This is a genomic window from Streptomyces sp. NPDC058045, assembly GCF_042885635.1.
GTDB lineage: Bacteria > Actinomycetota > Actinomycetes > Streptomycetales > Streptomycetaceae > Streptomyces.
This window is the reverse complement of the sequence record NZ_JBHVRR010000014.1, coordinates 46,485-62,680: the sequence shown is the minus strand read 5'-3', so window position 1 is coordinate 62,680 and position 16,196 is coordinate 46,485. Positions and strand designations below refer to the sequence as shown.

Sequence of the window (16,196 nt, the reverse complement as noted above, 5' to 3'; positions counted from 1 at the left end):
CTCCCTATGTCGCCCTCCGGCGGGCCATCGGACCTACCCCCGGTAGCAGCGTTCTGGCAGGCTTTCGGCATGACAGCCCGAGCGCCCCGCACCACCGCCCGCCCCCGGCTTCCCCTCAGCAGGGCCCGGTTGGAGCGGGCGACCGCGGGGCTTCAGGCGCCGCTGGCGGTCGTCGATCTGGACGCCTTCGACGCGAACGCGGACGATCTGGTGCGCCGGGCCGGCGGGAAGCCGATCCGGGTGGCGAGCAAGTCGGTGCGCTGCCGGGCGCTGCTGGAACGGGTGCTGGCGCGGGACGGCTTCTGTGGCGTGATGGCGTTCACCCTGGCCGAGGCGCTGTGGCTGGCGCGATCCGGGTTCGGGGATGTGCTGCTGGCGTATCCCTCGGCGGACCGGGCCGGGTTCGCCGAGCTGACGGGTGATCCGAAGCTGGCGGCGGCGGTGACGGTACTGGTGGACGACCCGGCGCAACTGCGGCTGGTGGACGAGGCGCGCGACGGCGGCCGGGCGGAGGTGCGCGTCTGCCTCGAACTGGACACCTCACTACGGCTGTTGGGCGGCCGGCTGCGGGTGGGCGCGCTGCGTTCGCCGCTGCACTCCCCGGCTGCGCTGGCGGAGGCGGCCCGTGCGGTGGTGCGCAGGCCCGGTTTCCGGCTGGTGGGTCTGATGGCGTACGAGGGGCATGTGGCGGGCGTGGGTGACCGGGTGGCGGGTCGGCCGCTGCACTCGGGGGCGGTGCGGCTGATGCAGGCGGCGGCCCGGCGGGAGTTGGCGGTGCGGCGAGCGGAGGCGGTGCGGGCGGTGCGGGCGGTCGCCGGGGAGTTGGAGTTCGTGAACGGCGGCGGCACCGGCAGTGTGCAGCGGACCGCGGCGGAGGCGGCGGTGACGGAGGTGGCGGCCGGGTCCGGGCTGTATGTGCCGCATCTCTTCGACAACTACCGCTCGTTCAGCGGTAGTCCGGCGGCCCTCTTCGCCCAGCCGGTGGTGCGCCGGCCCGGGGTGGGGGTGGTGACGGTGCTCGGCGGCGGGTATCCCGCGTCGGGGGTGGCGGGCCGGGACCGGCTGCCGGTGCCGTATCTGCCGGAGGGGCTCGGCTACGACCGGCAGGAGGGGCCGGGCGAGGTGCAGACGCCGCTGCTCGGTCCGGCCGCGGACGATCTGCTGATCGGGGACAGGGTGTGGTTCCGGCACGCGAAGGCCGGGGAGCTGTGCGAGCGGTTCGACCGGCTGCATCTGATCGAGGGCGACGCGGTGGTGGACACGGTGCCGACCTACCGCGGCGAGGGGCTCACCTTCCTCTGATTCCGCTGCGTCCCCCGCCGTCAAGTCACCGCCGCCCGGCGGTGGTTCGGGTCAGGTGCCGGTGGGGCTCACATCGCTGCCCGCGCCGCCGGAGCCGTTGTCCGCGGTGGAGCGGAGGTCCTTGACGATCTTGTCCATGTCGGAGAGCGGCGGCCCGTCCTTGCCCTCGTCGAAGACCAGCCGCAGCATGACCAGGGACTCCGAGCCGACGCTGGACGGGAAGGCGATGGACTGGACATAGCCGCCGGGGCCGACCTCGGTGACGACCTTCCAGCGCACGTAGTAGCCGCTGCGGCCGGCCACCGCGATGGCGCCCTCGTCGACCTTCAGGTGGCTCTTCATGCCGCCGTAGGGCTGGTCCCCCAACTCGTCCTCGTCATACGCGAGTTTGGCGTTCTCGGAGATGTCCTTGCTGGCGAGGGCCTTGGGGGACTTCTCGTCGGTGGAGCTGACGGTGGTGGAGTGCACCTTGCCGTGGCGGCAGAGCAGGCCCTTGCCGGGGCAGTCGTAGGTGTCGCCGTAGGCCATCTTGAGGGTGTCGTCGGAGAGGCTGTCCGGTTTCTCCCAGCCCTTGGGGAGCTTGAACACGAGGCCGTTGAGGGGGTCCACCGCGGTGGAGGGGTCGTCCGAGGCCGAGGGCGAGGCGGACACGGTGGGGCTGTCGACCGGGTCCGGCTTGTCGTCCTTGGTGGCGGTGGGCGAGGGGTCGGGACCGGCCTCCGGGTCGTCGTCACCGCCGAACACCACGACCCCGGTGATGGCCGCGGCCACCAGCACCACCGCGGCCACCACCAGCGCGATCACCTTGTTCCGCCCCCCACCCGGCGGCCGGCCCGGCGGTACGGGGGTGGGCGGGCCGAAACTGCCCTGCCCACCCGGCGGGGACGGCGGCCCGAACCCGCCGGGACCGTCCGGCGGGGACGGCGGCCCGAACTGGCCCGAGTCACCCGAGGGCGGCCCGAACTGGCCTGCCCCGCCCGGCTGTTGGGCTCCGTCCGGCGCCTGCGGCGCGGCTCCCCCGGCGGGCTCGGTGGATCCGGAGGCGCGGCGTTGCTCGGTCCAGGCGTTCCCGTCCCACCAGCGCTCACCGGTGGGGGTGTGCGGCTCCGGGTACCAGCCAGGCGGGGGTGTCATGCTCATCCCGGCACTCTAGAGCCTGCGGTCCGGCGGGGGTGCGGCGGGCTCCGCACCCCCGGATCGGCGGACGTGGATCAGAACGCGGTGTCCTGCTGGTCGGGGACGACGCTGCCGTCCGCGCGGTGCAGCGGGCCCTTGCCTCCGCCGGGCAGGTTGTCGCCCGCGGTGGAGCAGGGGTAGGGCGCGGTGCGGCGCGGCAGCGGCTCGATGAACATCGGGTTCACCAGCCAGCGGCCGTCCTCGTCGTCGTAGGCGCGGCACATGATCTCGTCCTTGTTGCGGTTGAGGACGAGGTGGGCGCCGGTGGCGTCGGCGACGAAGGTGACATCGGTGTCCGCGTCACCGCCGCCGACGGCGATCCGCCGTGGCGCGGGCTGCTGCTTCCAGGCCGCCTTGCCGCGGACGCGGTAGATGTCCTGGTTGATCCAGCAGCGCTTGCCGTCGATGTACGGGATCTCCTCGCCCATGCTGGGACGGGTGCCGCCGCAGCCCTCGGACCAGGGGGTGATGCGGCCGCGGCGGTCGGTGAGGGAGCGGATGGCGATGGTGTGGTCGGCGTCGATGCCGACTCCGCGGGACCACACCTCGGTGACGGGTTCGGAGCCGGCCGAGACGATGTACACCTCGAATCCGGCGCGTTGCAGGGTGCGGATCAGGTCGCGCTGCTGCGGGTAGTAGCGGGCGTAGCCGGGGATGGTGTGGGTGCCGACGGTGCGGGTGGAGCCGGCGGGCGCGGCGAGCGCCTCCGCTCTGGCCCGCTCGGCGTACTCGCTCAGCTCGGCGACGGTGCGCCCGGTGAAGAGCTGCGGCACCCAGGCGTACTGGGGGACCGTGCGGCGGTGGTTCCAGTCGCCCGCGAAGCCGGGGTGCCCGTTCATCAGGCTGCCCTTCTCGCGCATCTCCCAGATCTCGTCGGTGCAGCGGGTGTTGGTGGAGGTGGGCAGGGGCGAGCCGACGGGTACGGAGGTGCCGCAGGCGCTGGTGAGGGCGCGGTCGGCTTCCTCGGTGAGCCACTTGCTGGTGTCGCGCCAGCTCTTGGGCCGGAGGATCTTGTCGTGGGCGAGGGCCCAGGACAGGGTGGCGTCGGTGATGTCGTTCTTGGTGACGGTGTTGTCCCAGTCGAAGGCGGCGACGGGGCGCTGACCTCGGCCGAGGTGCGGATTGGCGCAGCTTCCGCGGGCGTCGATGACCTGCTGGAGCCGGGCCCGGTTGGCGCCGTACCAGGGCAGGTCCTTGGAGAGCTGGGGGCAGTGTGCGGAGGGGGCCGGGTTCGCGGAGGTGGCTGCGGTGGCGGGCACGGGGGCGGCGAGGGTGGCGGCCGCGGCGAGGCTCAGTGCGAGCACGGATCGGATACGCATGGGCGCGGACCGTACCGGAGTTCGGGTCCCGGGGGCAGGACAAACGCCGGATCGGTTTCCGCCCGCGCTCACCGCGGGGTGACGTAGGCGCCGGCGATCCCCCCGTCGACCAGGAACTCGGTGGCGTTGACGAAGGAGGAGTCGTCGCTGGCGAGGAAGGCGACGGCGGCGGCGATCTCCTCCGCCTCGGCGAACCGCCCGGCCGGGATGTGCACCAGCCGGCGGGCGGCGCGCTCCGGGTCGGCGGCGAACAGCTCTTGCAGCAGTGGGGTGTTGACCGGCCCGGGGCACAGCGCGTTGACCCGGATGCCCTCCCGGGCGAACTGCACCCCCAGCTCCCGCGACATGGCGAGCACTCCGCCCTTGGACGCGGTGTAGGAGATCTGGGAGGTGGCGGCGCCCATCACGGCGACGAAGGAGGCGGTGTTGATGATGGACCCGCGCCGCCGGCGGCGCATGTACGGCAGTACGGCCTTGCAGCAGAGGTAGACGGAGGTGAGGTTGACCTCCTGGACGCGGCGCCAGGCGTCCAGGCCGGTGTCCAGGATGGAGTCGTCCTCGGGCGGGGAGATCCCGGCGTTGTTGAAGGCGATGTCGATACCACCGCGGACGGCGTCGGCGGTGGCGAAGAGGGCGTCGACCTGGTCCGGGTCGGTGACATCGGCGTGGACGAAGGTGCCGCCCACGGTGTCGGCGGCGGCCCGGCCCGCGGTGGCGTCGATGTCGGCGCACACCACATGGGCGCCCTCGGTGGCGAGGCGGCGGGCGGCGGCGAGTCCGATGCCGCTGCCGGCGCCGGTGACGACGGCGGTGCGGTCCACCAGGCGGCGGCAGACGGCCGGGGCGGGTGCGGGGTGCTCGGTCACTGGGCTCGGTCCTCCGTACTGATGAAGACGTTCTTGGTCTCGGTGAAGGCGGCGAGGGCGTCGGGGCCGAGTTCGCGGCCGAGCCCGGACTGCTTGTAGCCGCCGAAGGGGGTCCAGTACCGCACACCGGCATGGGAGTTGACGGAGAGGTTGCCGGCCCGGACGGCTGCCGAGACGCGCAGCGCCCGGCCCACGTCGCGGGTCCAGAGGGAGCCGGCGAGTCCGTGCTCGGTGGCGTTGGCGAGCCGTACCGCGTCCTCCTCGTCGTCGAAGGGCAGCACGACGGCGACCGGGCCGAAGACCTCCTCGACGGCGACGGGGGCGGTGGGATCGGTGCCGGTGAGGACGGTCGGCGGGAACCAGAAGCCGGCTCCCTCGGGGGCCTTGCCGCGGATCGCGGGGGCGCCCTCGGGGACGTAGGAGCGGACGCGGGCGAGTTGCCGGGCGGAGATCAGCGGGCCCATGGCGGTGGCCTCGTCGGCCGGGTCGCCGACGGTGACGGCCTCCACGGCGGGTGCCAGCAGGGCCAGGAAGCGTTCGTACACCGGGCGTTGGACGAGGATGCGGGTGCGGGCGCAGCAGTCCTGCCCGGCGTTGTCGAGGAAGGCCATGGGGGCGGTGGCGGCGGCCTGTTCGAGGTCGGCGTCGGCGAAGACGATGTTGGGGCTCTTGCCGCCGAGTTCCAGGGTGAGGCGCTTGACGTGGCGGGCGCAGCGGGCCATGACCTCGCGGCCGGTGGCGGCGGAACCGGTGAAGACGATCTTGGCGACGCCGGGGTGGTCCACCAGCGCCCGGCCGGTGACCCGCCCGGCGCCCGGCAGCACCTGGAAGAGGTCCTCCGGCAGCCCCGCGTCCAGCGCCAGCCGGGCCAGCCGCAGCGCGGTGAGCGGGGTGGTCTCGGCGGGTTTCAGCAGTACGGCGTTGCCGGCGGCGAGGGCGGGCGCGGTGGCCCAGGCGGCGATCGGCATCGGGAAGTTCCAGGGGGCGATGACGCCGACCACGCCGAGGGGTTCCAGCAGGGTGACGTCGAGGCCGCCGGCGACGGGGATCTGCCGGCCGGTGAGGCGCTCCACTCCCCCGGCGGCGTAGTCGAGGAGGTCGCGGACGTTGCCGGCCTCCCAGCGGGCGCCGCCGATCAGGTGTCCGGCCTCGGCGACCTCCAGCCGGGCCAGTTCCTCCCGGTGGGCGTCGACGGTGGTGGCGAAGCGGCGCAGCAGGCGGGCCCGGTCGCCGGGGGCGAGTGCGGCCCACCGGGTCTGCGCGGCGGCCGCCCGGACCACCGCCTCGTCCACCTGCCGGGGCGCGGTGGCGGGCACGGTGGCGAGCGGTTCCTCGGTGGCGGGGTTGAGCACCTGGTGCTGCAACTCGCTTGCGGGCGGGGGCTGTTCGGACACGGGCGGCCTTTCCGAGGGGTGCGGCGGAGCGGGCTCACGGGTGTGCACGGAGGTGCCGGGGTGTCAGATGCGTTCGAAGGAGCGGCGGCGTTCCCAGTCGGTGACGGCGGTGTCGTAGGCGTCGAGTTCGACGCGGGCCATGGTGCGGTAGTGGTCGACCACCTCGCTGCCGAAGGCGGCCTTGGCGAGTTCGCTGGTCTCCCACAGCTCGGCGGCCTCCCGGAGCGTGGTGGGGACATGCGGGTACTCGGCGGTGTAGGCGTTCCCCGGGCAGGGTTCGGGGAGTTGGAGTTCCTGGTCGATGCCGTGGAGCCCGGCGGCGACCATCCCGGCGACCGCCAGATACGGGTTGACGTCGCCGCCGGGGAGCCGGTTCTCCAGGCGCAGGGCGGGGCCGTGGCCGACGACGCGCAGGGCGCAGGTGCGGTTGTCCAGGCCCCAGGCGACGGCGGTGGGTGCGAAGGAGCCGGGGCGGAAGCGCTTGTAGGAGTTGATGCCGGGGGCGTGGAGGAGGGCGAAGTCCCGTAGGGCGGCGAGCTGTCCGGCGAGGAAGTGCCGCATCAGCGGGGACATTCCGTACGGCCCGTCGCCCGGCATGGCGCTGCTGCCGTCGGGGTGGGCGAGGGAGAGGTGGATATGGCAGGAGTTGCCCTCGCGCTCGTCGTACTTGGCCATGAAGGTGAGGGCCATGCCCTGCTGGGCGGCGATCTCCTTGGCTCCGGTCTTGTACACGGCGTGCTGGTCGCAGGTGGTGAGCGCCTCGTCGTAGCGGAAGACGATCTCGTGCTGGCCGGGGTTGCACTCGCCCTTGGCGGACTCCACGGTGAGCCCGGCGCCGGCCATCCCGTTGCGGATGCTCCGCAGCAGGGGCTCGACCCGGCCGGTGCCGAGGACCGAGTAGTCCACGTTGTACTGGTTGGCGGGGGTCAGGCCCCGGTAGTCGGCGTCCCAGGCCTGTTCATAGGTGTCCTTGAAGACGATGAACTCCAGCTCGGTGCCGACCTGGGCGGTGTAGCCGCGGGCGGCGAGGCGTTCGAGCTGGCGGCGGAGGATCTGGCGGGGCGCGGCGGTGACGGGCGCGCCGTCCGCCCAGGCCAGGTCGGCGAGGAGGAGTGCGGTGCCCTCGTGCCAGGGGACGGGGCGCAGGGTGGCCGGGTCGGGGTGGAGGGCGAAGTCGCCGTAGCCGTTGTCCCAGGAGGCCATGGGGTAGCCGTCGACGGTGTTCATCTCGGTGTCGACGGTGAGGAGGTAGGCGCAGCCCTCGGTGCCGTGGGCGAGTACCTCGTCGAGGAAGTGGCGGGCGGCGAAGCGCTTGCCCTGGAGTCTGCCCTGCATGTCGGGGAAGGCCAGCACCACGGTGTCGATCTCGCCCGCGGTGACCCGGGCCTTGAGTTGCTCGACGGTCAGCGGTGGGGTGCGCACAGCCACGGGGCCCTCCTGGGTTCGACCGGGACTTCAAGGTAGGGGCGCCCGCGTCGGGTTGGGAAGGTGGCACCTCCGGATGGCGGAGCCGGGCGGCGGGCGCGGAGGCGGGCTTGCGGGTGCGGGGCGCGGCGGGGAGGGTACGGGGCGGGGGCGGCGCGGCGAAGGGAGGCGCGGATGGCGGGCGGATCGCCGGACCCGCGGCTCGGGCCGGGTGCGCAGGTCCCGCTGGTCGGGGTGAGCACCTATCTGGAGGAGCGGGCGGCCTGGGGTGTGTGGGAGCTGCCCGCGGTGCTGCTGCCCGCCGGCTATCCGCGGCTGGTGCGGGTGGCGGGCGGTCTGGCGGTGCTGCTGCCGCCGGACGATCCGGCGCTGGCGGGTGCCGCGGTGGCCGGGCTGGACGCGCTGGTGGTGGCGGGCGGCCCGGACGTCGACCCGGCCCGGTACGGCGCCGACCGCGATCCCCGTACCGGCCCGCCGGCCGCGGCCCGGGATGCCTGGGAGCTGGCCCTGATCGGGGCGGCGCTGGACACGGGCCTGCCGCTGCTGGGCGTGTGCCGCGGGATGCAACTGCTCAATGTGGCCCTCGGCGGCACCCTGGTGCAGCACCTGCCGGGGCACTCCGGCCCCAGGGGTGTCTTCGGACGGCATCCGGTGCGCCCGGTGCCGGGCACCCGCTACGGGGCGCTGGTGCCGGAGGAGACCTCGGTGCCGACCTACCACCACCAGGCGCTGGACCGGCTCGGCACCGGTCTGCGGCCCTCCGCGCACGCCGTGGACGGCACCGTGGAGGCGGTGGAACTCCCGGGCGCGCACTGGGTGTTGGGCGTGCAGTGGCACCCGGAGATGGACTCGGACGTGCGCGTCATGCAAGCCCTCGTACGGGCCGCTTCGCCAGCCGGGACCTGAGCCAGCGGAGGGCGGCGACGCCCTGGGCGTGCTGGAAGGCCCGCACCGTGGGCCGGCCCGCGGGCGGCGGACGGCGGGACAAGTGTACGAAGCGCCCGGCGAGCGCGGCCAGTACCGAGGTGACGCCCTCCGGGTCCGCGTCCCGGCCGAGGGGGTGCTCGGTGAAGACGCGCTGCGGATCGGGCCCGCCCTGGGCGCGTACGCACGGCAGCATCAGCAGCAGGTCGAACCAGGGGGCGGCGACGCAGGCGTGCGGCCAGTCCACGAAGACGACCCGGTCGTCCGCGGTGAGCAGGACGTTGTCGGCCCGCAGGTCGCCGTGGGTGAGGGTGTGTCCCGCGGCGTGCTCGGCCCAGTCCTCGCTGAGGCGGGCGAGCTGCGGCAGGTGGTGGGCGGCCCACGGGTCCAGGCCGTGGGTGCCGCCCGCGGCCATCAGATGCTCCCAGCCGCGGAAGGTGTCCCGGTGCCGGTCGGTGACCGACGGGGCGTCGAAGGGGGACGGGGTGAGCCGGTCCGACAGCCCGTGGACGGCGGTGAGCACCCGTCCCAACTCGTCGTCCCGCCACGGCACATGGGGCTGGATGCCGGGGATGTCCTCGAAGACGAGGGCGACCCAGACACCGTCGTCGTAGGTGCCGAGGAGGCGGGGGGCGGGGGTGTCGGGCGGGAGGGCGGCGGTGTGCCGGGCCTCGGTGCGGTGCAGTCCGGGGCCGAGGGGTCCGGCTTCGGCACTGACGGCCTTCACGAAGGCGCGGCGCCCGTCCGCGGTGCCCACCCGGGCGGCGAGCCCCGGGGAGAAGCCGCCGCGCTGGGTGGTGGCGGTGGCGACCGGGGCGCCCAGGATCTCCGCGACACCGTCACGGACGTGGACCGGGAGCCTTTCCCACGGGGTGCGCACACCGCTCGCGGGAGGTGCTGCGGAGGGAAAGGGAGGCATAGCAGCATCGTGACCGCGGACCGCCGCACCCGCCACTCGGTCTACTGCCCGCGATACCGCCCACGGCCGGTGCGGCGGCGGTGACCTGCGGTGACTGCGGATGCGGCGGCGGGACTCAGCCGGCCGCGGGGGTGAGCGCGCGCAGAGCGGCGCCGAGTACCGCGGGCGCCTCGGTGAGGGAGGGCCCGTACCAGGTGAGGTGGCGGCCGCTGACCAGGGCACAGGGCATCGGCAGCGCCTCCGGCCCGTCCTCGGCGGTGAAGCGGTACGGCTCGTCGGGGAGGACGGCGATACCGGCCGGGCGCAGGGTGTCGAGGGGGGTGCGGGGGTAGCGCTCGGGGTGGTCGGCGTAGACGTTGTCGACGCCGAGGCGGGCGAGGACGTCACCGGCGAAGGTGTCCCGGCCGAGGACCATCCAGGGACGCCGCCAGATCGGGACCACGGCGGTGGTGCGGTGCGTGGGTACGGGGAGCCGGTCCCAGATGTCCTCGGCGGTGTCCAGCCAGCGGGGCCGGGCGGGGGCGCCGCAGGCGGTGAGCATCCGCTCCAGTTCGGTGAACGCCTGGGCCACGGTGCGTACTTCGGTGCAGAGCACGGTGAGGCCGGCGGTGCGCAGCGCGTCCAGGTCGGCCGGCCGGTTCTCCTCCTCGTTGGCGACGACCAGATCGGGCGCGAGGGCGAGGACGCGGTCCAGGTCCGGGTTCTTGGTGCCGCCGACGCGGTGCGGGGCGGCGTCCCGGGGGTGGGTGCACCAGTCGGTGGCGGCGATCAGCGCACCGGGCATGGTGGCGGCGACCGCCTCGGTCAGCGAGGGCACCAGGGAGACGACCCGGGGCGGCGCCGGGGCGGCGGTCACGGCCGGTCCTCGACGGCCTCGATGTGGTCGGCGAGGGCCACCACGATGACCCGGGTCAGCGGCTCCGCGGCCCGCCACCGGTGCCGTACGCCACCGGTCAGATACAGCGAGTCGCCGCGGCCCAGTTTGTAGGCGCGGCCCTCGGCCTCCACCTCGGCAACGCCCTCGGCGACGTAGAGGAGTTCGTCGTTGCGGTGCTGGAACTCGCGGCCCGCGTCGTGGTCGCCGACGAACTCCATGGCGTGCAACTGGTGGTGGCCCCGCACCAGTTGCCGGACCAGGGTGCCCTGGGGAAGGCCCTGGTCGTCGTCGGCGCGGACCAGTTCGACACTGCGGGCCGGATCGCCGGCGGCGAGCAGTTCCACGGCGGTGGTGCCGAGGGCGTCGGCGACCCGCTCCAGGGAACGCGTACTGGGGCGGGCCCGCTCGTTCTCGACCTGGCTGAGGAAGGGCACGGAGAGGCCGCTGCGTTCGGCGACCACGGCGAGCGTGAGCTCCAGTGCGCGGCGCCTGCGCCGCACGGCGGCGCCCACCCGCGGCGTGTCCTTGTCGTCCATGGCCCCGGCTCCCTTCCGTGCCCGTCCCCCGGCCGTACTGCGGCCCGTGTGGAGTTGTCTGCACCCTACGCAGGTCCGGCAGACGGTTTCACCCCGCGAGCGACGCTGCATGGTCCTGTCACAAGTAAACCGCGCCCCGAATCCTTCCGGACACGCCCCGGGTACCCACCGGGCCGGGCGCGGACCCACGCCCGCCGCGGTACGGCGAAGGGTGGGTCCCGCCGCAGCGGGGCCCACCCTTTCCGGTTTCAGTGGTTCACGGCCGGAGCCGGGAGCGGACCGTCACCCCGTGGGGGCGAGCTTGTCCTCGATGCCCGGGTGGTCGTCGAGCCACTTGCGCGCGGAGGCCTTCTCCTTGCCGGAGCCGCCCTGCTGGATGGCGACCTCCAGCGAGGCGAGGTCCTTCTCGCTCATCTTGAAGTTCTTCAACCAGCCGTTGATCTCCGGGAACTTCTTGTCGAAGCCCTTGTGCGTCACGGTGTGCAACTGCTCGCCCTCGCCCCAGGCCTTCTTCGGGTCCTTGAGCTTCTTCAGGTCGTACTTGCCGTACGCCCAGTGCGGCGACCAGAGGGTGACCACGACCGGCTCGCGCTTCTTGATGGAGCGGTTCAGCTCGGCCAGCATCGAGGAGGTGCTGGAGGAGACGACCTTGTACTCGCCCTCCAGGCCGTAGGCCTTGAGCACGTTCTTGTTGAGGGTGCCCATCATGCCGGCGCTGGCCTCGATGCCGATGATCTTCCCGTTGAACTTCTTGCCCTGGCCCTTGAGATCGGCCAGCGAGTCGACGCCCTTCACATACGACGGCACCGTCAGTTCCAGGGACGTCGGCCCGTACCAGGCCCCCACATCGGTGAGGTCCTTCTTGTACCGGTTCCAGTAGTCCTTGTGCGTGATCGGTAGCCAGGCGTCGGTCTGGAAGTCGACGTCACCGCGGGCCAGCGAGGTGTACAGCGGGCCCGGGTCGAGCTGCTGCACCTTCGTCTTGTAGCCGCGGTCCTCCAGGATGTTCTCCCACAGGTAGGTGGAGGCGATGGCCTCGTCCCACGGGAAGTAGCCCATGTTCACGGTCTGGCTCTTGTCGGCGGTGTCCTTGGCGGCTACCGGGGCCATCTTGTCGACCATGCCCGGGTTCTTCTTCAGCCAGTCGCGGACACCGTCCTGCTCGTGGCTCTCGCCCGCGGCGCGGATGGTGTTCTCCAGGCTGGTGAGCTGCTGCTCCTCCAGCTTGAACTTCTTCACCCAGCCGGCGGCCGTCGGGTCCTTCTTGTCGAAGCCCTTGTGCGCCAGGGTGTGGATCTGCTCGCCCTCGCCCCAGGCCTTCTTCGGGTCCTTGAGCTTCTTCAGGTCGTACTTGCCGTACACCCAGTGCGGCGACCAGAGCGGCACCACGATCGGCTTCTTCGCCTTGATGGAGCGGGTCAGCTCGGCCAGCATCGAGGAGGTGCTGGAGGAGACGACCTTGTACTCGCCCTCCAGGCCGTACTCCTTGAGCACGGTCTTCTTGAGCATGGCCATCATGCCGGCGCTGGACTCGATGCCGACGATCTTGTTGCCGAACTTCTTGCCCTGGCCCTTGAGATCGGCCAGCGAGTCGATGCCCTTCACATAGGACGGCACCGTCAGTTCGAGCGAGGTCGGCCCGTACCAGCCGCCGTAGTCGTCCGTCTTGTCCTTGTACTTGCCGTAGTAGTCCTTGTGCGTGACCGGCAGCCAGGAGTCGGTCTGGAAGTCGATGTCGCCGCGGGCCACACCCGAGTACAGCGGGCCGGGGTCGAGTTGCTTGACGTTGACCGTGTAGCCGCGCTGCTCCAGCACCTCCTTCCACAGGTAGGAGGTGGCGATGGCCTCGTCCCACGGCATGTAGCCGATGTTGATGGTCTTGCCCTCGCCCACCTTGGCGGCGGCGGTCGGAGTGCCCCCGTCGTCGCTCTTCTCCGCCCAGTTGAGGCCGCCCGCGATGACCGCGAGGACGACCACACCGACGGTGGCGACGGCGGTGCCCGGCTTGTAGTGCGCGAAGCGGAAGCGCTGAACGGCCGCGGCGGCCTTGGCGGCGGCACGGCGGCCCAGCGGGGAGACCCGCTCGTTGAGGGCGCCGGTCATCCGGTCCAGGTACATGGCGAGGATGACGACGGAGACACCGCTCTCGGCGGCGAGGCCGATCTGGAGCTGGGTGATCGCGCCGTACACCTTCTCGCCGAGGCCGCCGGCGCCGGCCATGCCGCCGATGACGACCATGGACAGGGCCAGCATGATGACCTGGTTGACGCCCGCCATGATGGTGGGCAGCGCCAGCGGCAACTGCACCCGGGTCAGGGTGTCGCGCGGGGTGGTGCCGAACGCCTGGGCGGCTTCCACGAGTTCACCGTCGACCTGGCGGATGCCCAGCTCCGTCATGCGCACCCCGGGCGGCATGGCGAAGACGATGGTGGCGATCACGCCGGGGGTGACACCGACACCGAAGAACATCACGCCGGGGATCAGGTACACGAACGCCGGCATGGTCTGCATGACGTCCAGCACCGGGCGCACGGTGGAGCTGACCCGGCTGTTGCGGGCCGCCCAGATACCGAGCGGCACCGCGATCACCACGGTGATGACCGCGGCGACGATCACCAGCGACAGCGTCGACATCGCCTCGGCCCACAGGTCGAGGGAGTCGATCAGCGCGAAGCCCACAAAGGTGAGCACACCGGGCAGCAGCCCGCGCAGCCAGAAGGCGATGACGGCGAGGATGGCCGCCATCAGCAGCGGCTCACCGCCGCCGAGGACCGTGTTGACCCCGTCGTACATCCCGTCCAGAACGGACTTCACCAGGTCGAACAGCCAACTGAGGTGTGTCTGGAGCCAGTCGACGGTGTTCTCGACCCAGTCACCGAACTTGAACCTAGGCACCTGCGGTCACCTTGCCCTCGGCGTCGCCCTTGCCGTTGCTCTCGTCCCCGGTCTTGACCAGGCCGGGGACGTCGGCGACCTCGTCCGCGGGTGTCATCGGCTCGCCGAGCACGGCCAGCAGCCGGGCCCGCGGCACCACACCCACCAACTCGCCGTCGCCACCGGTCACGGCGACGGGGGTGCTGCTGGTGGAACAGGGGGTGAAGAGTTCGATGATCGGAGTGTCCTCGTCGACGGTGGCCGGGGCCGCGGCGATCACGTCCTGCGCGGTGCGCAGCGATCTGCCGTCCGCGGTGGTGGAGCCGATCGCCGTCTCCGGGTCGGCCATGATGGCGCCCGCGGTCAGCACCCGGGAGCGGTCGACGTCCTGAGTGAAGGACGCCACATAGTCGTTGGCCGGGGTGACCAGGATGTCCTCGGCGGTGCCGGTCTGGACGATGGCGCCGTCGCGCATGACGGCGATCTGGTCGCCGAGGCGCATGGCCTCGTTCAGGTCGTGGGTGATGAAGACGATGGTCTTCTTCAACCGCTTCTGCAGTTCCAGGAGTTGGTCCTGCATATCGCGGCGGATCAGCGGGTCGAGCGCGCTGAACGACTCGTCCATCAGCAGCAGGTCGGCGTCGGTGGCCAGGGCGCGGGCCAGGCCCACGCGCTGCTGCATACCGCCGGACAGCTCGTCCGGCCAGGACTTCTCCCAGCCCTTGAGGCCCGCGAGTTCCAGTGCCTCGGTGGCGCGCTTCAGGCGCTCCTCGCGGGGCACGCCCTGGACCTCAAGGCCGTAGGCCGCGTTGTCCAGCACGCTGCGGTGCGGGAAGAGCGCGAAGTGCTGGAAGACCATGCTGATCTTCTTGGAACGGACCTCGCGCAGATCGCGCGGGTCGAGCTCGGTGAGGTCCTCGCCGTCGAAACGGACATGGCCCGAGGTCGGTTCGAGCAGGCCGTTGAGCATCCGCAGCAGGGTGGACTTGCCCGAACCGGACAGGCCCATCACCACGAATATCTGGCCCGGCTCCACCGTGAAGGAAGCGTCGATCACCGCTGCGGTCGTGCCCTCGCCCCGTAGCTGATCACGGCCTGCTCCCTGCTTGAGCCTTGCCACCGCCTCTTCGGGACGTCGCCCGAACACCATGAACAGGTGCTCTGCTTGAAGCCTGGACACGTATACCTCGCCACTTCTCTCGAACCAGTACGGCCCGCCTCCCCCGCCGGCGGGCCGTGGAGCGGTGCGGATTCGGTCCGGCTGCCAGGGCTGATTTGTTGAAAATGAGACCTGGTCCGCTCCAGGTGCGCGCCTGCCCGGGCTTAGGTGAAGCAAACACAAGAGTGGTCCAGTTCACATTTCCTCCATGACTGATAGCCCGCTCTCCACTCTTGTCGGCTCTTGTCCGATCCCGCCCCCTCCCGTCCCTCCTGCCCCTTCCTGTCGGCTGCTGTCCACTGCTCCCGCCCGCCGCCGTCCGCCCGGCCGTTGTCAGTGGGCTGCGACAGAATGCAGAGCGTGACTGAGCCGACCCGCACTCCCCGCCTGATGCTGCTCGACACGGCATCCCTCTACTTCCGCGCCTACTTCGGCGTCCCGGAGTCCGTACGCGCCCCGGACGGCACCCCCGTCAACGCGGTCCGCGGACTGCTGGAGTTCATCGACCGCCTGGTCCGCGACCACCGGCCCGGCGCCCTGGTCGCCTGTATGGACGCCGACTGGCGCCCGGCCTGGCGGGTCGAGCTGATCCCCTCCTACAAGGCCCACCGGGTCGCCGAGGAGTCCCCGGCGAGCAGCGCCGAGCCCGACACCGAGGAGGTGCCGGACACCCTCTCCCCGCAGGTCCCGGTCATCGAGGAGGTCCTGGACGCGCTGGGCATCGCCCGCGTCGGCGTCGCCGGATACGAGGCAGACGACATCATCGGCACCTTCACCCACCGGGCCACCGGCCCCGTCGACATCGTCACCGGCGACCGCGACCTCTACCAGCTCGTGGACGACGCCCGCGGAGTGCGGGTGCTCTACCCGGTCAAGGGCGTGGGCACCCTCCAGCTCACCGACGAGTCCCTGCTGCGCGCCAAGTACGGTGTGGACGGCGCCGGTTACGCGGATCTGGCGCTGCTCCGCGGCGACCCGAGCGACGGGCTGCCCGGGGTGCCCGGCGTCGGCGAGAAGACCGCCGCCAAGCTGCTCGACCAGTACGGGGACCTGGCCGGGATCCTGGCCGCGGTGGACGACCCGGCCTCCCGGCTCACCCCCGCGCAGCGCCGCCGCCTGGACGAGGCCCGGCCCTATCTGGCGGTCGCCCCCAAGGTGGTCCGCGTCGCCTCCGACGTGCCGCTGCCCGCGGTGGACCCGGCGCTGCCGGCCGCGCCGCGGGACCCGGACGCGGTGGCCCGGCTGGGCGCCCGCTGGGGTCTCGGCGGCTCGCTGGAGCGGCTGTTGACCACACTGCGGCAGACGGGGTGAGCGGCGCCGGGTGTGATACGCAGGGGTGCTAAGTTAGGTAAGCCTAAGCACCTTGTACGGGCTTGTACGGGACGGTGCGCCCGCCGCATCCCGCCCCGTACAGCAGCGACCCGC

At 72.3% G+C, this 16,196-nt stretch carries 13 protein-coding genes; 3 read left to right on the top strand and 10 right to left on the bottom strand.

The genetic code is table 11. The annotated features are described in order from the left end of the window. Positions 1–69 precede the first annotated feature (69 nt). Positions 70–1,302, top strand: coding sequence for an amino acid deaminase/aldolase (locus tag ACFVST_RS11775; protein WP_390149362.1), 1,233 nt, complete (start codon positions 70–72; stop codon positions 1,300–1,302). Between the two features lie 51 nt (positions 1,303–1,353). Here ACFVST_RS11775 and ACFVST_RS11770 read toward each other — a convergent pair whose 3' ends face one another. The 5 genes from ACFVST_RS11770 to ACFVST_RS11750 form a co-directional block, all read right to left on the bottom strand. Then, a complete protein-coding gene (locus ACFVST_RS11770; RefSeq protein ID WP_390149485.1) occupies positions 1,354–2,436 on the bottom strand; it encodes a DUF2510 domain-containing protein in 1,083 nt (360 codons plus the stop codon). A gap of 77 nt (positions 2,437–2,513) precedes the next feature. Next, positions 2,514–3,797 carry a haloacid dehalogenase-like hydrolase gene (locus ACFVST_RS11765; protein ID WP_390149361.1) on the bottom strand — a complete coding sequence of 428 codons (1,284 nt, stop codon included), beginning with the start codon at positions 3,795–3,797 and terminating at the stop codon, positions 2,514–2,516. 68 nt (positions 3,798–3,865) lie between these two features. Then, the gene (locus tag ACFVST_RS11760; RefSeq protein ID WP_390149360.1) at positions 3,866–4,663 is read right to left on the bottom strand and encodes a 3-oxoacyl-ACP reductase; all 798 of its coding nucleotides are present in this window, start codon (positions 4,661–4,663) and stop codon (positions 3,866–3,868) included. Then, complete coding sequence (locus ACFVST_RS11755) at positions 4,660–6,057, bottom strand: aldehyde dehydrogenase family protein (RefSeq protein WP_390149358.1); 1,398 nt, start codon at positions 6,055–6,057, stop codon at positions 4,660–4,662. Before ACFVST_RS11755 ends, ACFVST_RS11760 begins: the two co-directional genes overlap by 4 nt. A 63-nt stretch (positions 6,058–6,120) precedes the next feature. Continuing rightward, entirely contained in the window at positions 6,121–7,485 is a 1,365-nt protein-coding gene (locus tag ACFVST_RS11750; RefSeq protein ID WP_390149356.1) for a glutamine synthetase family protein, read from the bottom strand. A 171-nt stretch (positions 7,486–7,656) separates the two neighbouring features. Here ACFVST_RS11750 and ACFVST_RS11745 point away from each other — a divergent pair, with 171 nt between their 5' ends. Next, positions 7,657–8,388 carry a gamma-glutamyl-gamma-aminobutyrate hydrolase family protein gene (locus tag ACFVST_RS11745; RefSeq protein ID WP_390149354.1) on the top strand — a complete coding sequence of 244 codons (732 nt, stop codon included), beginning with the start codon at positions 7,657–7,659 and terminating at the stop codon, positions 8,386–8,388. Here the strand turns inward: ACFVST_RS11745 and ACFVST_RS11740 are convergent. The 5 genes from ACFVST_RS11740 to ACFVST_RS11720 all read right to left on the bottom strand — a co-directional run bounded on the left by ACFVST_RS11740 (position 8,345) and on the right by ACFVST_RS11720 (position 14,792). Continuing rightward, entirely contained in the window at positions 8,345–9,325 is a 981-nt protein-coding gene (locus ACFVST_RS11740) for an aminoglycoside phosphotransferase family protein (protein WP_390149352.1), read from the bottom strand. The genes ACFVST_RS11745 and ACFVST_RS11740 overlap by 44 nt on opposite strands. A gap of 115 nt (positions 9,326–9,440) precedes the next feature. Continuing rightward, positions 9,441–10,109: a helical backbone metal receptor gene (locus ACFVST_RS11735; protein WP_390149483.1), complete on the bottom strand. Its 669-nt coding sequence runs from the start codon at positions 10,107–10,109 to the stop codon at positions 9,441–9,443. A gap of 68 nt (positions 10,110–10,177) precedes the next feature. Continuing rightward, on the bottom strand, positions 10,178–10,738 hold the full coding sequence (locus ACFVST_RS11730; protein WP_390149350.1) for a helix-turn-helix domain-containing protein: 561 nt from the start codon (positions 10,736–10,738) through the stop codon (positions 10,178–10,180). A 282-nt stretch (positions 10,739–11,020) separates the two neighbouring features. Further along, on the bottom strand, positions 11,021–13,633 hold the full coding sequence (locus tag ACFVST_RS11725; protein ID WP_390149348.1) for an ABC transporter permease/substrate binding protein: 2,613 nt from the start codon (positions 13,631–13,633) through the stop codon (positions 11,021–11,023). After that, positions 13,626–14,792, bottom strand: coding sequence for a glycine betaine/L-proline ABC transporter ATP-binding protein (locus ACFVST_RS11720; protein ID WP_390149346.1), 1,167 nt, complete (start codon positions 14,790–14,792; stop codon positions 13,626–13,628). The genes ACFVST_RS11725 and ACFVST_RS11720 overlap by 8 nt, the downstream gene beginning before the upstream one ends. Before the next feature lie 369 nt (positions 14,793–15,161). Here ACFVST_RS11720 and ACFVST_RS11715 point away from each other — a divergent pair, with 369 nt between their 5' ends. Further along, a complete protein-coding gene (locus ACFVST_RS11715; RefSeq protein ID WP_390149481.1) occupies positions 15,162–16,082 on the top strand; it encodes a 5'-3' exonuclease H3TH domain-containing protein in 921 nt (306 codons plus the stop codon). The last annotated feature ends 114 nt before the right edge of the window (positions 16,083–16,196 follow it).

What these genes read in the sequence shown, in the direction of transcription:
- ACFVST_RS11775 (WP_390149362.1), top strand. Translation starts at nt 70, where the DNA reads ATGACAGCCCGAGCGCCCCGCACCACCGCCCGCCCCCGGCTTCCCCTC.
- ACFVST_RS11770 (WP_390149485.1), bottom strand. Translation starts at nt 2,436, where the DNA reads ATGACACCCCCGCCTGGCTGGTACCCGGAGCCGCACACCCCCACCGGT.
- ACFVST_RS11765 (WP_390149361.1), bottom strand. Translation starts at nt 3,797, where the DNA reads ATGCGTATCCGATCCGTGCTCGCACTGAGCCTCGCCGCGGCCGCCACC.
- ACFVST_RS11745 (WP_390149354.1), top strand. Translation starts at nt 7,657, where the DNA reads ATGGCGGGCGGATCGCCGGACCCGCGGCTCGGGCCGGGTGCGCAGGTC.
- ACFVST_RS11740 (WP_390149352.1), bottom strand. Translation starts at nt 9,325, where the DNA reads ATGCCTCCCTTTCCCTCCGCAGCACCTCCCGCGAGCGGTGTGCGCACC.
- ACFVST_RS11735 (WP_390149483.1), bottom strand. Translation starts at nt 10,109, where the DNA reads ATGCCCGGTGCGCTGATCGCCGCCACCGACTGGTGCACCCACCCCCGG.
- ACFVST_RS11730 (WP_390149350.1), bottom strand. Translation starts at nt 10,738, where the DNA reads ATGGACGACAAGGACACGCCGCGGGTGGGCGCCGCCGTGCGGCGCAGG.
- ACFVST_RS11715 (WP_390149481.1), top strand. Translation starts at nt 15,162, where the DNA reads ATGCTGCTCGACACGGCATCCCTCTACTTCCGCGCCTACTTCGGCGTC.